Source organism: Cellulomonas sp. URHD0024 (genome assembly GCF_000426185.1).
In the GTDB taxonomy this organism is placed as follows: Bacteria; Actinomycetota; Actinomycetes; order Actinomycetales; family Cellulomonadaceae; genus Cellulomonas.
Window position 1 is genome coordinate 719121 of sequence record NZ_AUEW01000001.1, and the last position, 19366, is coordinate 738486.

At 71.1% G+C, this 19366-nt stretch carries 15 protein-coding genes; 4 read left to right on the forward strand and 11 right to left on the reverse strand.

All coding sequences use genetic code 11. From position 1 onward, the window contains the following. Positions 1 to 150: 150 nt before the first annotated feature. Positions 151 to 2061 (forward strand): O-antigen ligase, encoded by a 1911-nt coding sequence (locus tag I847_RS21715; protein WP_051274411.1) that lies wholly within the window; start codon positions 151 to 153, stop codon positions 2059 to 2061. Positions 2062 to 2226: 165 nt separating this feature from the next. Here I847_RS21715 and I847_RS25340 read toward each other — a convergent pair whose 3' ends face one another. From I847_RS25340 to I847_RS0103415, 5 genes are all read right to left on the reverse strand, one after another. Next, entirely contained in the window at positions 2227 to 6558 is a 4332-nt protein-coding gene (locus tag I847_RS25340; protein ID WP_051274412.1) for a hypothetical protein, read from the reverse strand. A gap of 437 nt (positions 6559 to 6995) precedes the next feature. Further along, positions 6996 to 9743 carry an aconitate hydratase AcnA gene (acnA, locus tag I847_RS0103400; protein ID WP_028048563.1) on the reverse strand — a complete coding sequence of 916 codons (2748 nt, stop codon included), beginning with the start codon at positions 9741 to 9743 and terminating at the stop codon, positions 6996 to 6998. A 260-nt stretch (positions 9744 to 10003) separates the two neighbouring features. Continuing rightward, the gene (locus tag I847_RS0103405) at positions 10004 to 10174 is read right to left on the reverse strand and encodes a hypothetical protein (protein WP_028048564.1); all 171 of its coding nucleotides are present in this window, start codon (positions 10172 to 10174) and stop codon (positions 10004 to 10006) included. Positions 10175 to 10253: 79 nt separating this feature from the next. Next, entirely contained in the window at positions 10254 to 11510 is a 1257-nt protein-coding gene (locus I847_RS0103410; RefSeq protein WP_028048565.1) for a class I SAM-dependent RNA methyltransferase, read from the reverse strand. Further along, a complete protein-coding gene (locus I847_RS0103415; protein ID WP_028048566.1) occupies positions 11500 to 13503 on the reverse strand; it encodes an APC family permease in 2004 nt (667 codons plus the stop codon). Before I847_RS0103415 ends, I847_RS0103410 begins: the two co-directional genes overlap by 11 nt. A 115-nt stretch (positions 13504 to 13618) precedes the next feature. On the opposite strand from I847_RS0103415, the gene I847_RS0103420 reads away from it, so the two are divergent. Further along, a complete protein-coding gene (locus I847_RS0103420; RefSeq protein WP_028048567.1) occupies positions 13619 to 14269 on the forward strand; it encodes a TrkA family potassium uptake protein in 651 nt (216 codons plus the stop codon). Next, the gene (locus I847_RS0103425) at positions 14266 to 14940 is read left to right on the forward strand and encodes a TrkA family potassium uptake protein (RefSeq protein ID WP_028048568.1); all 675 of its coding nucleotides are present in this window, start codon (positions 14266 to 14268) and stop codon (positions 14938 to 14940) included. The genes I847_RS0103420 and I847_RS0103425 overlap by 4 nt, the downstream gene beginning before the upstream one ends. On the opposite strand, the gene I847_RS21725 is transcribed toward I847_RS0103425, so the two are convergent. From I847_RS21725 to dut, 4 genes are all read right to left on the reverse strand, one after another. Beyond that, positions 14873 to 15634, reverse strand: coding sequence for a DUF3159 domain-containing protein (locus tag I847_RS21725; protein WP_231384054.1), 762 nt, complete (start codon positions 15632 to 15634; stop codon positions 14873 to 14875). The two genes, I847_RS0103425 and I847_RS21725, sit on opposite strands and share 68 nt — an antisense overlap. Beyond that, on the reverse strand, positions 15627 to 15995 hold the full coding sequence (locus tag I847_RS0103435) for an OB-fold nucleic acid binding domain-containing protein (RefSeq protein WP_028048569.1): 369 nt from the start codon (positions 15993 to 15995) through the stop codon (positions 15627 to 15629). Before I847_RS0103435 ends, I847_RS21725 begins: the two co-directional genes overlap by 8 nt. Continuing rightward, entirely contained in the window at positions 15992 to 16759 is a 768-nt protein-coding gene (locus tag I847_RS0103440) for a DUF3710 domain-containing protein (protein ID WP_028048570.1), read from the reverse strand. The genes I847_RS0103435 and I847_RS0103440 overlap by 4 nt, the downstream gene beginning before the upstream one ends. A gap of 190 nt (positions 16760 to 16949) precedes the next feature. After that, positions 16950 to 17420 (reverse strand): dUTP diphosphatase, encoded by a 471-nt coding sequence (dut, locus tag I847_RS0103445; RefSeq protein WP_028048571.1) that lies wholly within the window; start codon positions 17418 to 17420, stop codon positions 16950 to 16952. 39 nt (positions 17421 to 17459) lie between these two features. Between dut and I847_RS0103450 the strand changes: the two genes are divergently transcribed. Next, entirely contained in the window at positions 17460 to 17942 is a 483-nt protein-coding gene (locus I847_RS0103450; RefSeq protein ID WP_028048572.1) for a DUF3093 domain-containing protein, read from the forward strand. Between the two features lie 53 nt (positions 17943 to 17995). Here the strand turns inward: I847_RS0103450 and I847_RS0103455 are convergent, their stop codons facing one another. Together I847_RS0103455 and I847_RS0103460 are read right to left on the reverse strand one after the other, a co-directional pair. Next, the gene (locus I847_RS0103455; RefSeq protein WP_028046491.1) at positions 17996 to 18295 is read right to left on the reverse strand and encodes a DUF4193 domain-containing protein; all 300 of its coding nucleotides are present in this window, start codon (positions 18293 to 18295) and stop codon (positions 17996 to 17998) included. A gap of 152 nt (positions 18296 to 18447) precedes the next feature. Then, positions 18448 to 19254 carry an inositol monophosphatase family protein gene (locus tag I847_RS0103460; RefSeq protein WP_034609145.1) on the reverse strand — a complete coding sequence of 269 codons (807 nt, stop codon included), beginning with the start codon at positions 19252 to 19254 and terminating at the stop codon, positions 18448 to 18450. Positions 19255 to 19366: the final 112 nt, after the last annotated feature.

Genomic DNA, 19366 nt, shown 5'->3' on the forward strand with positions numbered 1-19366 from the left:
CGACATTCGTTGCAGAAGCGCACTTCACCCGAACGGACTCGAACCCACGGCCACACCAGGTCGAGAAGACGCCGCCGCTGGAGACGGAATCCATCCCCCGCAGGCGGGCGGCATGCGGCCGGACCGCATCCGTCACCTACCCTCGTCTGCGTGTCGAGAACCGCTGGTCTGCGGGACGGGCCGCGCGGTGGACGCAGCGGCTCGCCTCGCGTTGCGGGACGTCCGGTCGCCACCACCGAAGGCCCGACCCCGTGGTCCGGCTGGTCGCGGATCGCCCTCGCTGCCGTCCCCGCGTCCGCCGTCGTCCTCGCGCCCGGCGGCCTCTTCCGCTTCGTGCTGCCGAAGCTGGCCGTCCTGGCTGTCGCGGTGCTCGCTGCGGCGCTCGCACCGGCGGCCGGTCGGCTGCACCGCTGGGCGGCGTGGCTCGTCGGAGTCGGCGCTGCGTGGCTGGCCGTCGCCGCGCTCACCGGCGCCGCGCCGCTGGCCCAGGTGCTCGGGCGCTGGCCGCGCTACGAAGGACTGGTCGCGGTGCCGCTGTACGTCGGGGCACTGTGGGCCGGCGCGCGGTTGCTCGGGCCACAGGTGACCGGCAGCTCGGTGCGCTGGCTCTGGGCGGCGTCGGCCCTGGTCGCCGCCCTGCTGGGCACGGTCTCGGCCCTGGAAGCCGCGGGCCTTCGTCCGCTCGGCGGGGACGTGTCCCGGCCGGGGGCGCTGCTCGGGAACGCCTCCGACCAGGGTGTCGTCGGTGTTCTGCTCGTCGCTCTGCTGTGCGTTCCCGCCGTCCGTCGACGATCGCCCCTGCTCCTGCTCGGGCTCGCGGGCGCGTTGGTCACGGTCGTGTCGTCCGCCTCGCGCGGGGCCGTGCTGGGTGTCCTCACCGCACTCCTGGTGTGCTTCGTCGCGCAACGCCCCGGAAGCGCCTCCTGGCGCAGCGCGGCGGTGATCGGGCCGGTAGCGGCGGCCGCCGTCGTCGTCGTCGGCACGCTTGCCCTTCCCCTGTCCCGCGCGCGCGCCCTGGGCACGAGCGGCCTCGCCACGGAGACGGTCACCGGGCGCAGCGACCTCTGGCGGTCGGCCGTCGACCTCGCCGCGGACCATCCCCTCCTCGGAGCGGGCCCCAGCGGCCTGGTCGACGCACTGCCCGCGCACCGCACGCAGTCGTGGGCGACGACTGCCGATCCGGTCTCGGTGGTCGACTCCACCCACTCCTGGCCGGTCCAGGCGCTGGTGGCGGGGGGCCTGCCGCTGCTGGTCTCCGCGCTCGCACTGGCTGCCGTCGTGGTGGTGCTCGGCATCCGTCGCCTGCGCGCAGCACGGGCGGCATCGACTCCTGAGCAGTCCGACCTCGTGATCGGCGCCCTGGCCGCGGTCGTCGGCTACGGCGTCGCTCTGAGCACCCACTTCACCTCCGCCGGCACCGCAGGTCTGGCCGCACTGCTCGCGGGGACCCTGGTTGCCGCTGCGCCCAGTCACCGCCGGTTCGTCGCCCCGGCCGTCGCCGTCGTCTCGGGCGCCCTCACCGTCGCCCTCGTGGTCGGCACTGCCGCGGAGTACCCGCTCGCTTCGGCGGTCCGGCACGCGTCGGTCGGCGACGTCGACGCGGCGGACGACCAGTTCGCGCTCGCGCAGCGGCTCCGCCCGTGGGACCTCGACATCCCGCTCGTCGCCGCGACGACCTTCTTCGCCGGCACGCAGGCGGGTGACGTCCCGTCCGCGGAGGCGGCCGCGCGATGGGCCCGACGATCGGTGGACGCCACCGGATCGCTCGAGGCGCAACGCGTCCTCGGCGCCGGCCAGCTGGTCGCCGGGCAGCCGACGGTCGCGCTCGAGACGTTGGACGACGCCCTGCGCCGTGCGCCCCTCGACGCCTCCATCCAGGTGTGGCGTGGGCTGGCACTCGCTCAGCTGGGAGACGAGCGCAACGCCGAGCAGGCCTGGCTCGCAGCCACGACCAACAAGCCCACCGCGGCGCAGGCCTGGGCGCTGCTCGCCCGGCTGTACGAGTCCCAGGGACGGGTCGAGGATCACGCCAGGGCGCTGGACCTCTCGGCCGGTCGCTGACACCACCGAGCGACTGCGTCTCACGACCCGCGACGCGGCCCACGACCGACGGCGCGACAGTGAGCGCGACCATCGTGCGGCTGGTCTGGCGCGCCGGGCCCCGGGCACGTCAGAGGCCGCGGCGTGGGCTGGTGCCCTCGCCGCGGCCCCGGGCCGATCAGACGATCAGGAGACCTTGACGGCCGCCGTCGTGACCGATGCCGTCGTGTACCCCACCTTGGTCGCGGTGACCTTCACCGACACCGACGCGCCCTTGCTCGCACTGGTCAGGACGTAGGACCTGCCGGTCGCGCCGCTGATCGGGGCACCACCACGAAGCCACTGGTACGTGAGGGTCGGGCCGGTCGGCGACCAGGTGCCCGCCGACGTGGTCAACGTCTGCCCGACCTTCGCGGTCCCCGTCACCGTCGGCTTGACCGAGCTGGTGATCGTGCCCGACGAGACCTTCGCCGTCGACACCGACGTCGCAGCCGCCGACGTGTACCCGCTGCGGGCGACCGTCACCTTCACCGCGAGCGTCCTGCCCAGGTCGGACGCCGTCGGCACGTACGACGTCGCGGTCGCACCCGTGATCGCCACCCCGGCACGCAGCCACTGGTAGGCGACCGTGGACCCGGTCGGCGACCAGGTACCCGCCGACGCCGTCAGCTTCACACCGACCTTCGCCGTCCCGGTCACCACCGGATTGACCGTCCTGGCGAACGAGCCCGCGACCACCGCGGCCGTCGGCTCGGACGTCGCTGCCGCCGCGCCGTACCCGTCCTTGGCGGCGGTCACCGTCACCGCCAACGCCTTGCCCAGGTCCGACGCGGTCGGCGTGTACGTCGACGCGGTGGCACTCGTGATCGCCACCCCGGCACGCAGCCACTTGTAGGTCGCAGTCGTCCCCGACTGCGTCCACGTACCGGCCGACGCGGTCAGCTGCACCCCGACCTTCGCCGTCCCCGAGACCACCGGCTTCACCGAGCTGCTGATCGTCCCAGCGGCGACCACGTCGGTCGGCGCCGAGGTTGCCGACGCCTCGAGGTAGCCGTCCCTGGACACGGTGACCTTCACGGCAACCTGCTTGCCCACGTCGGGCGCGGTCAACGTGTATGCGGACGCCGTCGCACCCGAGATCGCGACACCGGCACGCAGCCACTGGTACGTCGGCTTCGTCTCCGACGGCGTCCAGATGCCGGCCGTCGCCGTCAGCCTGGAGCCCACCTTCGCCGACCCCGTCACCAGCGGCTTCACCGAGCTGGTGATCGTCCCGGCTGCGACCACCTCGGTCGGCGCAGAGGTGGCGGACGCGTCGAGGTAGCCGGTCTTCGATGCCGTGACCTCGACCGAGACGTGCGCATGCAGGTCCGCCGCCGTGAGCGCGTAGCTCGGCGTCGTCGCGCCCGCAACGGGGTCACCGTCGCGCAACCACTGGTAGGTCACGGACACCGTCGAGGGCGACCACGTGCCCGCGGCGACGGTCAGCACCTTGCCCACCTGCGGCGTCCCGGCGATCGTCGGCTTGGCGACGTTGGTGACGGACGGCATGTCCAGCAGGTCAACCCCGGTCACCTCCTGGCACCCCGGGACGACCACCTCCCGCTCGGAGACCTTCACGTAGCCGTCGTCGCCCCAGTACCCGAGCGCCACACGGTAGGACCCGTCGAGCAGACCCGTGACCGTGTACGCACCGTCCTCAGGCGAAGCGGACCGGGTCACGAGGGATGTGTCCGCGTCGTTGTACACGGTCACCTGCGCGTAGGCGCCGTCCGGGACCAGACCCGGCGCGACGGTTCCACTCACCGTTGCGCAGGTGACGAGGCGTCCGTCGATGCCCTCGACGGCTTCGCCGGCTGCCACGTTCACGGCGTCGGCGTCGGCGAACCGCACGGGACCGTCCGTCGCACGGGCTGTGTAGAAGGTGCCCGCGTACAGCGAGCTGCCGCTCTCACGGTTGAACCCGATCTTGAAGGACCCCGCGGGGACCTCGCCGATCCGGAACGAACCGTCCGCCGAACCACCGAAGTCGCTCTGCGCCCAGGTTGACGTCACGTATCCACCGGAAGCGGCATCGACGATGCTCACGATCCCGTCGGCACCCCAATCGTCGCCCTCGTGGCCCGGGGGCCGGGTGAGGGAGCCGGCGAGGGCGGAGGATCTCTGCGCGACCGCGCGAAGCCCCGTCGACCCGCTGGCAACGGAGGTACCGTCCCCGGACCACGCCAGGGGGCGCTCCTGACCTGTGTACGTACCGTCCAGGAAGCCGCCCGAGCCGTCGGCGAATGCGAGCGAGTACGTGCCGGGGCGCAGGCGCCGAATGACGTACGAGCCGTCGACCACGGACACCGGGCTCGAGCCGTACCCATTGTCGCCGTACGCGGTGACAGTCGGCCCGAAGGCCTGAGGGCGCACGTACCCGGTGGGCAGCGAGAGCGTCCCCGAGATGGTCTGACCACGCTCTGGCCGCAGAACGACACCCGACCGCCCGCCGACGATCGACGTGCCCGACTCGACGGTGGAAGCGAGTTTCGCGCCGTTCGCCGAGAAGGACCCGGCGAGCAGGTCTCCGTCGAGCTCGCTGAAGTCGAGCCGGTAGGGCGCACCGGGGTCGAGGCCGCCGACCGAGAACGGGTAGGAGCCGTCCGCGGACTTGCCCACGCTCACATATCTCGAGGAGGTCCAGCCACCCCACTCCGACGGCTCGCGAACCGTCACCTGCATCGTCGCCGGCACGTAGCCGTCGGGGAGCAGGATCGTGCCTGAGATGGTCACAGCCGGCCGAAGCGTGAGGTTCAGGTTCGCTCGCGGGGCGTGGATGTCGGTGCCGTCCTCGGCGTGCATCACGGTGAGGTCGCCACCTGCGTAGTAGCCGCCGGCGAACGTGCCGGACGTGTCGCGCACCTCAATGCGATACGTCTGCTCGGGGTCCAGCCCGCCGAGGGCGAAGTCGACGTGGTCGGAGTCGGCGTCGGCGGAATTGAAGAACCACCCCGACCTCGCGTAGGTCCAGTGAGTCATGCCGTAGGAGGTGCTCGCCCTGTACGCCGTGATCGAGATGCCGTCGCGCCCGCGGATCACACCGCCGGCCGGGGCGTGCACGGTCCCCGAGACCGTGGCGGCCGACCGTGGGCGCAGCTGGACGCCGGCACGGGCCCCAGTGATGGGCCGCGCGACGTCTGCTTGCGCCACCAGCGGCTGGTCGTCGCCGATCCACCACCCTTCGAGCAAGGAGTCGTTGCCCTGCACCTCGAGGCGGTAGGACACGGCTGCGTCGAGGCCGTGGATGGCGAAGCTGGCCCGCCCTGTCCCGTCCTGCAGCGCCATGGCCGCACCAGCCCACACCCAGTAGTGCGACGTCTCGGACCAGCGGTAGGCCTGGACGTTGATGGACGACGCGTCCACCCCGCTCGGGAGGACGACGGACCCTGAGATTGCGACTCCCTGCACACCGCCACGGTCGTCGTCGGCAACGGGGTGCACGATCACGCCGTCGGTGGGAGCGACGAAGTCGAGGATGCGGCTTCCTTCTTGGGTGAGACCTGTAGCCGACACCCAGCCCTGCGCGAAGCCGACGTGAGTCAGCATCGGGTCGGAGATGCGCAGCGAGTAGCTCTCGCCGGGGGCCAGGCGGTCGAACGCGAACGTCCCGTCGGCGGCCACGCTGGCGCTGCCTGTGGGCAACCAGACGATCGAGTTCGGCACGTGATGCAGGACCTCGAGCGAGATCGGGGCCGCCTCGTCGTACACGTAGTCCTCGGGCAGCTCGACCGAACCGGAGATGGTCGCCCACCGTCCGGGCTCGGCGGTCAGGCCGACGCTCGGCGCCGGAACCGGCACATAGGCCGAGTGGTCACGCGCAAGCGCCTGACCGTCGCCGTCGAACGATCCGCCGAGGACGCCAAGGCCGTCGCCGAACTCGAGGCGGTACAGGGCGCCGGACACGAGACCATCGACCTGGAACGTCCCGTCCTCCGCCAGCCATGTACGCAACGGCTTCGGCAACGTCACCTCCAGCGGCACGGCGTCCACCCACGAGGCATACATGATGTCGTCCGCCCAGGACCGCTGGTTCCAGTCGGGAAGCGCGATCTGACCCGAGATCGTGGCCGACTCCCGCGTCAGCATCGTCAGCCCGGCGGCCGGTGCGGTGACGACCTCGGCGCCATCGCTCACCAGCGCCAGCTGGGCACCGGGTCCGGCGTAGTAGCCGCGAACAGTCCTCGACGAGGTGACCTCGAGCCGGTACTCGCGACCCTCGTCCAGGCCCTGGAGCACGAAGTCGCCGCTGGGCTCGATGCCGGCGGACGAGTCGTAGGTCCAGCCAGACACGTCGTCCTGCCACCAGCTGGCGCTGACGGCCGACCACCCGACGTCGCCCGGCAGGTCCACGTGTCCCGAGATCGACGCAGCACCGTCACCAGCCATCGCGGCGGTCGCGGAGAGCCCGGTGAGGGCGAGTACGCCTGCGAGGGCGAGGGCCAGTGCGCGGACGAGGCGCAAGAAGGCACGGTCCATGTGTCGATGCTCCAGGCGTGGTTGACCGAGGTGCGGCGGCGCTGCTGCGGGTTCGCCGAAGGATTCCTCAGGAAGTCGCCGCCGGGCCAATAGGACGGGGACCTCATAGCGGACGCCATCCCCCACACCGGTCATCAATCCGGACAACCGCACACGGCTTTCACTCGCTCGGCGCAGCGGCCCCCGCCATGACCAATGTCCCGATCTTGGAGACCGCCCGCGACAGCACAGGCCGCGCGTGGGTACCGGTGCACGGGCAGCCCTGGTGACGTCACGAGGTCGCCATTGAGGCCGTCGGGGCCGGCACCGCACCGTGCCGACCTGCAGGTCCAGCCGACCGTCGCTCGTCGAGCGGAAACGTGAGCGTTGCGCTTCGGCGAGCGGCAAGAACCGCGGGCCCGGCCCCGCGAGGGGACCGGGCCCGAGCTGTGGAGCCGTCAGGCCACGCCGGCGACCTGCCGCAGCACGTACTGCAGGATGCCGCCGTTGCGGTAGTAGTCCGCCTCGCCGGGGGTGTCGATGCGGAGCACGGCGTCGAACGAGACGACGGAACCGTCCGTCTTCGTCGCCGTGACCGCCAGCGTGCGCGGGGTCGTGCCGTCGTTCAGCGCGGTGACGCCGACGATGTCGAACGTCTCCGTGCCGTCCAGCCCGAGCGAGTCGGCCGACTCACCGTCCGGGAACTGCAACGGCAGCACGCCCATCCCGATGAGGTTGGAGCGGTGGATCCGCTCGAAGCTCTCGGTGATGACCGCCTTGACGCCCAGCAGGCTGGTGCCCTTGGCGGCCCAGTCGCGCGACGAACCGGAGCCGTACTCCTTGCCGCCCAGCACGACCAGCGGGATGCCGGCCTCCTGGTAGGCCTGGGACGCGTCGTAGATGGAGGTCTGCTCGCCGGTCAGGAGGTTCTGCGTGAAGCCGCCCTCGACGCCCGGGACGAGCTGGTTGCGCAGCCGGATGTTGGCGAACGTGCCGCGGATCATGACCTCGTGGTTGCCGCGGCGCGAGCCGTAGCTGTTGAAGTCGCGACGCTCGACACCGTGCTCCGCCAGGTACAGGCCGGCGGGGCTGTCGGCCTTGATCGAGCCGGCCGGGCTGATGTGGTCGGTGGTGACCGAGTCGCCGAGCTTGGCCAGCACCCGGGCGCCGTGGAAGTCGACGACCGGCGAAGGCGTCGCCTGCATGCCCTCGAAGTACGGGGGCTTGCGCACGTAGGTCGACTCCGGGTCCCACTCGAAGGTGTCACCCTCGGGGGTCGGCAGCGAGCGCCACCGCTCGTCGCCGGTGAACACGTCGGCGTAGTCCGCCGTGAACATGGCGCGGTCGATCGACGCGTCGATCGTCGCCTGGACCTCCTCCGGGGACGGCCAGATGTCCCGCAGGAAGATCGGCTGACCGGCCTCGTCGCGACCGAGCGGGTCCGACTCGAAGTCGAAGTCCATGGTCCCGGCCAGCGCGTACGCGATGACCAGCGGCGGGGACGCCAGGTAGTTCATCTTGATGTCGGGGTTGATGCGCCCCTCGAAGTTGCGGTTGCCGGAGAGCACGGCCGCGACGGCCAGGTCGTGCTCCTGCACGGTCTCCGAGACCTTCTCGTCCAGCGGTCCCGAGTTGCCGATGCAGGTGGCGCAGCCGTAGCCGACCAGGTGGAACCCCAGCTTCTCGAGGTACGGCCACAGGCCGGCCTTCTCGTAGTAGTTGGTCACGACCTGCGAGCCCGGCGCCATGGAGGTCTTGACCCACGGCTTGGCGGTGAGGCCCTTCTCCACGGCCTTCTTCGCGACGAGGGCCGCGGCGATCATCACCGACGGGTTCGACGTGTTGGTGCAGCTGGTGATGGACGCGATGGCGACGGCGCCGTGGAACAGGTCGAAGGACCGGCCCTCGCTGTCCGTCGTCGGGTAGACGCGCGTGGCCGACGAGGTGATCGCAGGCGAGTCGGACGCCGGGAACGACTCCTCCTCCGCCTCGTCGACACCGTTGGCGGCCTCGGGCGCGTACGTCGGCAGGTCGCGCTGGAACTGCTCCTTGGCCCGCGACAGCTCGATCCGGTCCTGCGGACGCTTCGGACCCGCGATGGACGGGACGACCGTGGAGAGGTCGAGGTCGAGGTACTCGGAGAAGACCGGTTCGACGTAGGAGTCGAGCGTCGGGTCGAGCCACATGCCCTGTTCCTTGGCGTACGCCTCGACGAGCGCCAGCTGCTCCTCGGACCGGCCGGTCAGGCGCAGGTAGTCCAGGGTCACGTGGTCGATCGGGAACATCGCGGCGGTCGAGCCGAACTCGGGGCTCATGTTGCCGATGGTCGCGCGGTTGGCCAGCGGCACCGACGCGACGCCCTCGCCGTAGAACTCGACGAACTTGCCGACGACGCCGTGCTGCCGCAGCTTCTGGGTGATCGTCAGGACGATGTCCGTCGCCGTGACCCCGGACGGGATCGTGCCGGTGAGCTTGAAGCCGACGACGCGCGGGATGAGCATCGACACGGGCTGGCCGAGCATGGCCGCCTCGGCCTCGATGCCGCCGACGCCCCAGCCGAGGACGCCGAGGCCGTTGACCATCGTGGTGTGCGAGTCGGTGCCGACGCAGGTGTCGGGATAGGCCTTGCCATCGCGGACCATGACGCCGCGCGCCAGGTACTCGATGTTCACCTGGTGCACGATGCCGGTGCCCGGCGGGACGACCTTGAAGTCGTCGAACGCGGTCTGGCCCCAGCGCAGGAACTGGTACCGCTCGCGGTTGCGCTCGTACTCCAGCGCGACGTTGCGCTCGAACGCGTCGGCGCGACCGGCGACGTCGATCTGCACCGAGTGGTCGATGACCAGCTCGGCGGGTGCCAGGGGGTTGATGCGGGTGGCGTCGCCGCCGAGGTCGACGACCGCCTCGCGCATGGTCGCCAGGTCGACCACGCAGGGCACACCGGTGAAGTCCTGCATGATCACGCGCGCCGGCGTGAACTGGATCTCCGTGTCGGGCTGCGCGTCCGGGTCCCACGTCGCGAGCGCGTTGACGTGGTCGGCGGTGATGTTCGCACCGTCCTCGGTGCGCAGGAGGTTCTCTGCCAGCACCTTCAGGCTGAACGGGAGCTTCTCCACCCCCGGGACGGCGGAGAGGCGGTAGATCTCGTAGGAGGCGTCACCGACCTCGAGAGTTCCTTTCGAACCGAAGCTGTCGACGCTGCTCACGGGGGGCTCCTTCGCTGGAGAGCATGCCGGGGACGGGTTCACCCGGACGGCTGGGGAGTGCGTCCTGCCACCCTACGGGGCGCGGTCCGCTATTTATCTCGACATCAAGATACATGCTCCGGACGCCCACCGCACGCAGTTCGGCCCCCGTCTCACGACGGGGGCCGACGGCGCCCACGGGAGGCGGCGGCGCCACGTGCTGGTGGCGCCGCCGCGGGTGCGGGGACCTTTCGGATGCCGGCCCGACGCCAGGGGCGGGTTCAGCGCTTCGCGGCCTGCTCCGCGTCGACGGCGTCCTGCGCCTTGCGCTCGGCCTCGATCGCACGCTCGTGCGACCGCGGGTCGTACTCGGGCGTGCCCTGCTTGTGGAGCTCCTGGGTGACCAGCCGCTTCGCCTCTGCCAGCCGGCTCACCGGATCCTTGTCGCTCACGGTGCCGCTCCCATCTGCCGGGCCGCGCGATCCGGCTACGCGATCCACGCTAGTGCCGCGCCCGCCGGTGTGCAGCGCCTCAGCGCGTCAGGACCGCGATCGCCTCGAGGTGGTGCGTCATGGGGAAGAGGTCGTAGGCCCGAAGGTCTGCCAGCCCGTAGCCGTCGGCGGCGAACAAGGCGATGTCCCGCGCGAGTGCGGCCGGGTCGCACGCGACGTAGACCACACGCTCCGGCCGCAGTGCGGTGATCCCGGCGACGACGGCCCGCCCGGCGCCGGTGCGCGGCGGGTCCAGAACGACGGCGTCCGCGTGCACGACGTCGGAGTCCGCATCGACGCGTCCGGTGAGCACCTGCGCGACATCCCCCGAGTGCAGCTCGACGTTCCCGCGGTCATGGAGGTTGCGCCGGGCGTCCTTCACGGCTCGCGCGTCACCCTCGACGGAGACGACCTCGCCGGTCTCACCCACCGCATCCGACAAGGGCGCGGTGAACAGGCCCGACCCGGCATAGAGGTCGAGCACCGCGGCACCGTCGACGTCGCCCAGCCCGGCGAGCACGGCCTTGACCAGAAGCTCGGGCGCCTCCCGGTGCACCTGCCAGAACCCGGCGCCTGCGACCCGGAACGTGTAGCCGCGCTCCCCCACCTGCACGTGCTCGCGCACCGCCGTGCGGGCGTTCGTCCGACCGTCCATGCGACCGCGACCCAGGTCGAACGGTGCCTCGTCGACGAGGACCATCGGCGTGTCGCCGCTCGACGGGGCGACGGCCTCGACCCGCGCGCCCGCGGTCCACCGGCGGCCGAACAGGTCCAGCGCGGCGATCGCCTCGCTGGCCAGCGGCATCGAGTCGAGGATCTTGATCGTGTGCGAGCGGAACCCGTGCATGCCGGCACGACCCTCGGCGTCGGCGACCAGGTCGATCCGGGTGCGCCAGCCGAGGCCGCCGCGCTCGTCGTCGCCCGACGCCGCCTGTACCGGGACGTCGAGGTCGAGCTTGGCCAGCCGCTGGAGCTGCTCCGCCAGTACCGCCGTCTTCCAGGCCCGCTGACCACTCAGCGACACGTGGGCGAGCTCACCGCCGCCGACGCCGCCCGGACCGGCTGCCGGCCAGACCGACTCGACGCGGTCCGGCGACGCGTCGAGGACCTCGACCGCATCGGCGCGCCAGAACTTGGCGGTGTCACCGAAGTCCGTCAGGCGCGCCCGGACGCGCTCACCAGGCAGCGTGTGCCGGACGAAGACGACCCGACCCTCGTGCCGCGCGACGCAGTGCCCGCCGTGGGCGACAGGCCCGATCTCGAGCTCGACGACAGGGGTCTGGGGATCAGTAGCCACGCGGAACGGTACCCCGGACCGGATCCTCGAGCCCCGTCTGGCCCTCGGTCGACGCCAGCTGCCACGGCACGGAGGCGACCACGACGCCGGGCGTGAACAGCAGTCGCCCCTTGAGCCGAAGCGCGCTCTGGTTGTGCAGCAGCTGCTCCCACCAGTGCCCGACGACGTACTCGGGGATGTAGACGACGACCAGGTCGCGCGGGCTGTCTCGCCGGATCGCGCGCACGTACGTCAGGACGGGACGCGTGATCTCGCGGAACGGCGAGTCGAGCACGCGCAGCGCCACGGGGATCGCGAGCTCCTCCCACTGCGTGCGCAGTGCTTCGACGTCCTCCGGGTCCACACCGACCGTGACGGCCTCGAGGATCTGGGGTCGCGACGCACGGGCGTAGGACAGGGCCCGCATCGTCGGACGGTGGAGGTGGCTGACGAGCACGATCGCGTGCACCCGGCTCGGCAGGGCGCGTGCCGACTCGGCATCGGCGCCCAGTGCCAGCTCTTCGCGGACCTGCCTGTAGTGCCGGTGGATGGACTGCATGAGCCCGAACACGATCGCCATGGCGAGCAGCGCGATGTACGCGCCGTGCGTGAACTTCGTGATGAGCACGACCACGAGCACCGTGGCGGTCATGACGAACCCGATGCTGTTGATGACGCGCGACCGCTTCATCCGCGCCCGTGCGTCCGGGTCCGCCTCCGTGCGCAGGTGGCGCGTCCAGTGCTTGACCATGCCGAACTGGCTGACCGAGAACGAGACGAAGACGCCGACGATGTAGAGCTGGATGAGCCGGGTGACCTCGGCGTCGAACGCGATGATGAGCGCGATCGCGGCGAGGGCCAGCGTGACGATCCCGTTGGAGAACGCCAGCCGGTCGCCGCGGGTGTGCAGCTGGCGGGGAAGGAAGCCGTCGCGCGCCAGGATCGACCCGAGCACAGGGAACCCGTTGAAGGCGGTGTTGGCGGCCAGGACGAGGATGAGGCCGGTCACGATGGAGACGATGACCGCCATCCACGGGATGTTCTGGAACACCGCGGTCGACAGCTGGCTGATCACCGGGTGCTGGATGTAGGTGGACTCGACGGGTTGGCCGTTGCGGGTCAGCTGCGTCATCGGGTCGTCCGCGAAGGTGACCCCCGTCGCGCGTGCGAGCAGCAGGATCGACAGGATCATCGTCACCGAGATGCCGCCGAGCAGAGCCAGAGTCGTCGCCGCGTTCTTCGACTTCGGCTTCTTGAAGGCCGGGACGCCGTTGCTGATCGCCTCGACACCCGTGAGCGCCGCACAACCGGACGCGAACGCACGCAGGATCAGGAAGAACCCCGCGAGCCCGGTGAGGCCCTGGTCGAAGTTCGCGCTGGGCAGCAGCTGCAGGTCCGAGCTCTCGGCCATCGCGAGGTTGCCCGTGGCGTACTGGATGGCGCCGACGACGGCGACGGACCCGATGGCGAACATGAACAGGTAGACGGGAACCGCGAACAGCGTCCCCGACTCCTTCACGCCGCGCAGGTTGGCGAGCGTGAGCAGGACGACGAGTCCGACCGCGAACGCCGCCTCGTGCCCCCGCAGCGGCGGGAAGGCGGTCGCCGCGTACTGTGCGCCCGAGGAGATCGACACGGCGACGGTGAGCACGTAGTCGACCAGCAGGGCGCTGGCCACGGTGACACCGGCATTCCTGCCGAGGTTCGTCGTCGCGACCTCGTAGTCACCGCCCCCCGACGGGTAGGCGTGGACGTTCTGCCGGTAGGACGCGACGACGACGAGCATCACGAAAGCCACCGCGAGGCCGACCCACGGCGAGATCACCAGGGCAGTGGCTCCCGCGAGCGAGAGCGTCAGCAGGATCTCGTCGGGCGCGTACGCCACGGACGACAGCGCGTCCGAGGCGAAGACGGGCAGGGCGATGCGCTTGGGGATGAGCGTGTGGCCGAGCCGGTCGCTCCGGACTGGACGTCCGAGCAGCAGGCGTTTGGCGGCATCCGAGAGGTCCGACACGATGGGTCATGCTAGGCGCCCCACGGCTCGGTGACACCACCAACGCACGACAACGTGGACCCGGACGTCACGGACCTCGCCGGCCGTATAGCGTGCGCATGTGCACTTCGTGATCATGGGCTGCGGACGAGTCGGCGCCACTCTGGCGCAGAACCTCGAGGAACACGGGCACTCGGTGTCCGTCATCGACCAGAACCCTGAGGCGTTCCGTCGCCTCGACCCGAGCTTCGAGGGCAACAAGGTCACGGGTCTCGGCTTCGACCGTGACACGCTCACGCAGGCCGGCATCGAGGACGCGTTCGCCTTCGCCGCCGTCTCCGACGGGGACAACTCGAACATCCTGGCGGCTCGGGTGGTGCGCGAGACCTTCGGGATCGAGAACGTCGTCGCTCGCATCTACGACCCGCACCGCGCCGAGATCTACCAGCGCCTCGGCATCCCGACCGTCGCCACGGTCCGGTGGACCGCGTTCCAGGTCCTTCGTCGACTGCTGCCGATGGGTGCGACCGACGAGTACCGCGACCACTCGGGCAAGATCCAGCTCTCGCAGATCGACATCCACGAGGGCTGGGTGGGCAAGCCGCTGCGTGCCCTCGAAGAGGCCAGCGGTGCCCGCGTCGCCTATGTCACCCGCTACGGGGAGGGCATCCTGCCCACGCCGACCACCGTCCTGCAGGAGAACGACACCGTGCACGTGCTGCTGCTGGCCGCCGAGTCCGCCCTGGTCGAACGCATCCTCACCTCGCCGCCGGCGGTGTCCGAGTGAGGGTCGTCATCGCCGGAGCCGGTTCGGTCGGCCGGTCCATCGCGCGCGAGCTCCTCGGTCACGGGCACGAGGTCACCCTGATCGACCGGCAGCCGTCCGCCATGCGCGTGTCGCAGGTGGCCGATGCCGACTGGCTGCTGGCCGACGCGTGCGAGCTGCCCACGTTGCGCCAGGTCAAGGCCGACGAGGCCGACGTCGTCGTCGCCGCGACCGGCGACGACAAGGCGAACCTGGTCATCTCGCTGCTTGCCAAGACGGAGTTCGGCGTCCCCCGCACGGTCGCCCGCGTGAACAACCCGAAGAACGAGTGGATGTTCGACGAGGCGTGGGGCGTGGACGTCGCCGTCTCGACGCCTCGCATCATGACGGCCATGGTCGAGGAGGCCGTCACCGTCGGCGACCTCGTGCGAATCTTCACGTTCCACCAGTCGCGCGCGGACATCCTCGAGCTGACGCTCCCCGAGGACTCCCCGCTGGCCGGGATGCGTGTCGGTCAGATCGAGTGGCCGGCAGACACCGTTCTCGCCGCCATCGTGCGCGACACACGCCCCATCGCTCCCAGCCCGGACGACACCCTCGAGGGCCGCGACGAGCTGCTCTTCGTCACGGGGCGGGATGCGGACGAGTCTGAGCTGGAACAGATCCTGACCCGCGGACCAGCGTCCAGCTGACCCAGAGGGCGAGCGCGGTCCCCGGCAGACCCATCGCGAGCTTGGCCGTGCCCAGCCAACCGGTCGCCGACGCCAAGTACAGCGGCACCTGGACGGCCAGGCGAAGGCCGAACAGGGCCACCCAGGGCCACGTCGCGAGCGCGTACCGGCGCCGGAGCACCGGGTCGTCGCGCCACGCGACGACCGCACCCCAGCTGCCCGTGCTCGACAGGGGGCCCTCGGGACGGAACAGGCCGAAGATCAGACCGACAAGCGGCCAGCCGACGATGATCGACACCAACGTCGCAAGGAAGTACGCGACGTTGACCCACAGGCCGTAGGCGAAGTAGTTGTTCGCGTCGCCCGTCTTCCAGGCCCAGAAGACGCCGATCCCGACGCCCAGCAGCCCGGAGAACGCCTGTGTGACCGGTGTGCGCTGGACCAGTCGCACGATCACGGCGACGACGGCCGCCGCGCTCGCCGCGATCAGCGCCGGCTTGAGGTCCTGACCGGTGGCCAGGTAGACGACGACGAACAGCAGTCCCGGTGCGACGGACTCGACGATCCCGCGGACGCCGCCGACGGCATCCTTGGCGGAGAACTCCTGGGCCGTCAGCGCACGCAGTCCGCGCAGCCCACCCTCCTCGGGCGGGACGACGTCGTCGATCGCGTCGATACCGTCGATGGGTCCGTCGCCTCGGTAGGGATCACTCACCGGGACGCGGCCGCAGCTCGTAGCGCGGGTTGAACACGGTCCGGCGACCGTCGACGAGACACACGAGGCCCTCGATCTTCAGCCGTCGACCGGGTGCGATCCCCGCGATCTCACGCCGTCCGAGCCAGACGAGGTCCAGCGAGCCGCTGCCGTCGTACAGCTCGGCCTCCAGCGCGGGGACACCTTCGCGGGGTCTCAGCGTGACGGACCGGATGACCCCCGAGACGCTCGCGCGCGAGCGGTTGGCGAGCTGGTCGACGGGCGTGCAACCGACCGACCGGTGCGCGTCCTGGCGCTCCTCGTCGGCCTCGATCTCGGCCTGCGAGGCGACGGCCATCCTCAGGCGTTCCTTGAGGCTCATCGGGTCTCCGTGATCTCTGGGCCGCGGGTCAGCGGGTCGAAGCTCGGCTGCTCGGGCTCGTCCGACTCCGGCTCGGCGGGCTCCTCCGTGCTGGGGAGCGTGAGCGTGAGCAGGTCGCGCGGGGCACGCGCGTCAGTGCCGCGGACCACGACGATGCCCGCGAAGATCGTCTCCAGCATCGCGGCTGCCGCGGGATCGACCGCAGCGCGGCCCGTGAGCACCCCGCGGACGAACCAGCGCGGGCCGTCGGCACCGATGAACCGGGCAGGTCGGTGACCGGTCCGACCCTCGGGCGTACGGGTGGGCAGCCGGGCGAGCAGCTCGCGCCCGAAGGGCCCAGGCAGGTCGTCGACCGATCCACCCTGCTGGGTCACGGACTCCGCGATCTCGCCGCGGATCTCGTCCCAGATGCCCTCGGTGCGCGGAGCGGCGAACGCCTGGACCTGCAGCGACGAGCCGTCGAGCAGGATCGACGCGGCGGAGACGGTGTCCGTCGCCTTGTCGATCTCCATGCGCAGCTCCATGCCCTGCACGCCCGGCAGCCGGATCGCACCGAGGTCCACCCGCACGACGTCGTCGTCCACCTCGTCCGCGTCCCACGGGCCGCCGACGCGTTCGAACGGCTCGGCCGCGACCTCGACCACCTCGTCGAGCTCGTCCACCTCCGTGTCGACCGACTCGTCCTCGGTGTCGACCGACTCATCGGTCGCGTCGCTCACCTCATCGGTGGCGGCGTCCTTCGCGCCACGTCGGAACAGACCCACGTTGCTCACTCCTCCTCGACGCGCGCGCGGTGGCGCACGTTCCTGCCTGCACGAGCGCAGACCGTCCTCTGACCCAACACCGTTCTTCTGGCGACGCATCCGGGCGCCGACGGCTCGACGCCCGGTGGGCGGGTCCTCTGCCGGTGGACATCGCCGACCCGAAAACACTAGTCCCGCCGCAGGGACGGACCTAGCCGGCCGGTGCCGCCTTCCATCCTCCGCTCGACCCGAACCCGCCGTCGCCGCGGTGCGACCCCGGAAGGTGATCGACCGCGACGAACCGCGCACGCTCGACCCGCTGGATCACCAGCTGCGCGATGCGGTCGCCGCGGTGCAGCTCGAGGGCGTGCTCCACGTCGGTGTTGAGCAGCGTCACCGCGATCTCGCCCCGGTAGCCGGCGTCGACCGTGCCGGGCGCGTTGACGATGGTCAGCCCGTGCCGCATAGCCAGACCCGACCGCGGGTGGACGAACGCGGCGTAGCCGTCAGGCAGCGCGATCGCCACGCCCGTGGGGACGGTCACCCGCCCCTGCGGCGGGATCACGACGTCGATGCGCGTGACCAGGTCGGCGCCCGCGTCACCCGGGTGCGCGTACGTCGGTTCGGGCAGGTCCGGCTCCAGCAGCTGCAGGAGGACCTCGGGGTGGTGGTCGGCCGTCACGGGGCCAGACCCTACCGGCCCGGGTGGGATGCTGGGGGCATGCCCGACGTTCCCGGCGACACTTCGCTGCCCGCACCGGTCCCCACGCGCACGATCTACTCGGAACGGCTCACGCTCGGACCGCTCGGTTGGGTGCTGCTGACGCTGTTCGCGGTGATGCTCGGGATCGCGTTCGTCCCTGTGGACGTGCGGTTGGCGGTCGTGCTGGGTGCGGTCACCCTCGTCGGCGGACTGGTCGCTCTCGTGTCGACGGCGCCCGTCGTGCGCGTCGACGGCACGACGCTGTACGCGGGCCGGGCCCAGATACCGCTGAGTCTCGTCGGCGGCGTGGAGGCGCTGGACGCGACCGCGGCGCGTGCGGAGCTGGGACCTCGCCTCGATGCCCGTGCGTACCTCTGCCTGCGCGGGTGGATCCACACCGCGGTCAAGGTCGATCTCGTCGATCCCCTGGACCCGACGCCGTACTGGATCGTCTCGACGCGTCGTCCGGCGGCCTTGGCCGTCGCGCTGACCGGCTCCTGAACGCAGACGGCCGGCCGCCCACGGGGCGACCGGCCGTCAGACAGATGAGGGCGTCAGGCGGCGCACTCGGAGCAGACGGGGTGTCCGTCTCGTTCGTAGGCGAGCTGGCTGCGGTGATGCACGAGGAAGCAGCTGGAGCAGGTGAACTCGTCAGCCTGACGGGGCAGCACGCGCACGGAGAGCTCTTCGCCCGACAGGTCAGCTCCAGGGAGCTCGAACCCTTCGGCCGCCTCGGTCTCGTCCTCGTCCACCACGCCCGAGTTCTTGTCGGAGCGCCGAGCCTGGAGCTCCTGGAGCGAGTCCTCGCTCAGGTCCTCCTCGGTCTTGCGCGGGGCGTCGTAGTCGGTAGCCATGTCTGGCGTCACACTCCGTGTCTTGGGGGGAACTCGTACGCGTGAACAATGCGCCGTGACAGCGTTTTGTTCCCGGTCGCGGTGGGATTCTGCACCAGATCTGCCGGTAGCGCGAACAGTGACGGAACATCGGCCGTGATCAGGCTCGTTGGTCAACTGTCCTGGTCAGCGTCAGATGCTTCGAGGAAGGCCACCAGCTCCTCGACCCTGCCGGGCGGTCCGGCGACCGTCATGGCCTCCCCCGCGGGGCGCCCGCGCAGGCCTGTGACCACGGCACCCGCCTCCTGCGCGACGAGTGATCCTGCCGCGAGGTCCCAGGGCTGCAGACCTCGCTCGTAGTACAGGTCCAGCCCCCCGGCCGCGAGCGTGCACAGGTCGAGAGCGGCCGACCCGATGCGACGGATGTCACGTACCCGCGGCAGAAGGCCGGCCACCACACGGGCCTGCGCGCGACGCCGGGCCGCCACGTAGCCGAACCCCGTGCCCACGAGGCAGGCGATGAGCGGCTGCGCGTCGTTGACCCGCAGGGGCCGCCCGTCGAGCGTGGCTCCGCGGCCGCGGCCGGCGAGGAAGACGCGACCGTCCTGCGGTGCGACGACGCACCCCGCCAGCACCGTCCACGTCGCCGGGTCGGGATCCGTACCGTCGGGCGAGCTCACGGCCGCGACCGACACCGCGTACGCCGGGAGGCCGTACAGGTAGTTCACCGTGCCGTCGATCGGGTCGACCACCCACCACGTGCCGGACGAGCTCGGGGTCAGCGCATCCTCCTCCCCGAGGATCCCGTCCTCGGGCCGCAGCTCCGCGAGCCGGCGGCGCAGGAGCGCCTCCGAAGCCAGGTCCATGGCGGTGACGACGTCCTGCGCGCTCGTCTTGGTCGCCGCGACGAAGACGTCACCCTGGCGGCCCTCTCGCACCAGCTCGGCCGCCTCGCGCGCGACGGACTCGGCAACCAGCATCAGGGTCGGGATGTCTTCGTTCACCCGCTCATCCTCGCAGCGCTCCCCGCGGCGCACCGTCCGGGGTCCACGGCTCAGGGCCGGATCGATGGCAGGCTCGTGCCGAGGTACT